At 68.8% G+C, this 1,593-nt stretch carries 1 protein-coding gene; it reads right to left on the reverse strand.

Annotation, left to right across the window (positions count from 1 at the left end; genetic code table 11):
* Positions 1-128: 128 nt before the first annotated feature.
* Positions 129-1,436: an IS21 family transposase gene (gene istA / locus TA90_RS09950; RefSeq protein ID WP_197067885.1), complete on the reverse strand. Its 1,308-nt coding sequence runs from the start codon at positions 1,434-1,436 to the stop codon at positions 129-131.
* Between the last annotated feature and the right edge of the window lie 157 nt (positions 1,437-1,593).

A 1,593-nucleotide genomic window follows, 5' to 3' on the forward strand; every position in this document is an offset into this window, starting at 1 on the left:
TTCGGCTTGCGCCTGGTCGAGGACGGCGGGGAGGGCGTCCGCGGCGTCGGCGAGTTTCAGGTCGGTGAGGTGGCCGCGCAACTGCTGATAGATGCTGGCCGCGGTTGCCGGGGTGGTCGTGGAGGTGGTCATAGGAGGGTGTTCCTGTTCTTCGCGGCCTGCTCGTAAGCGGCCAGGCTGATCACGGTCGTGGAGGGTGCTGCGGTGCCGGCGAGCACTGCGGCGGCCTGCCGGGCGGCAGCACCAGGCGGGATGCGTTCCTTGCGGCGGTGCGGACGCCCTGGCGGTGCCGAGGCCATCGCGACGGCTTCGAGCGCGGTGACATGGCCGCTGTCGCGGACCGTGACCCCGAGCCCGGGTTGCGCGAGGCTGTGACGGGCGATTACCGCGCCCGAGATGGTGGCGATCTCGATGCTGTCGTCGCCGAGCCGCTGGGACACGACGACCTTCGCAGCGGCCAGTTCGGGTGGGACGGAGTAGCGGTTCCCGCGCCAGTCGATCAGCGCTTGCCGGGTCGCGGTGCGCTCCTCTGTGATGATCACAGGGAACACAACCGCAGGTAGCGGTCTGAGCCGCTCGTTCACGAACAGGGCGGACGCTGTCGTCGTCCCGAGCTCGCCCTCACGGCGCCGGTCGTCCTGCCCTGCGGCGAACGTGTTCAGGCTGGCCTGCGCCTGCTCGAGCGTGAGTTCGTCGGGCAGGGTCCGCCACCAGCGTTGCGCGGCGGTGTGGTTGTTCTTCTCGACCACGCCCTTCCGGTTCCCTGACCGTGGCCGGCAGACCACCGCGGTGACACCGTGATGCTTCGCGAACGCCGCGAACTGCGGGACCAGGTCGCCGGTGCGGTGGTCGAGGACGGTCCGCATCCGGTCGAACCGCCAGACCCTCGTGAGCCCGCCCAGGAGGGCGAGCAGGGTCGTCATCGCGGCCAGCAGATGTGGGGTGTCCATCGACGGGGAGATCACACCCCGCCAGACACCCGAGTGCGCGAGCGAGCCGACGAGCACGTACGCGGTCTTCCGCCCGAGCCCCCACTGCTCTGGCGGGTCGGGCATCTCGACCCAGTCGAACTGCGTCTCCTCCCCAGGCGGGTGGTCGATGACCGCGTTCGCCCGCTTGGTGACGTGCGCGCACGCCGTGCAGGCAGGCCTCAGCCCACGGGAACGGATCTGTCGCGTCAGCGTCGGATACGACCCCTCGAACCCGAGCGGACGCAACTCGTCGAACAGCGTGACCGCCCACAAGTGCGGGTCCTCGGTCAGCCTCGCGGAGACGTAGTCGACGAACTCGTCGAACGGGTCCGGGACGGCGCGCGCACGCACGCCGGGCTCGCGTTGCCCGTTCAGATACGCGCGGATGGTCTTGCGGTCATGGTTAGTGCGGCGGGCGATCTCACTGATCGTGAACCCCTGCCGCTTCAGAGCGTGGATGTCCACGCTGCTCCTCTCTGAGAGCATGAGAAACAGGGCCTTCCTCGGGCTGGTGTGTGGTCAGAGACCACCAGCATCGAGGAAGGCCCGCCTCATGCGGCGGAGCGACCCAGAGTGGGGAATTTCGATGAGCAGAACTGAGGAACTTCAGTGAGCGCCGTCA

It is taken from the genome of Actinomyces polynesiensis (assembly GCF_000820725.1).
In the GTDB taxonomy this organism is placed as follows: Bacteria; Actinomycetota; Actinomycetes; order Actinomycetales; family Actinomycetaceae; genus Pauljensenia; species Pauljensenia polynesiensis.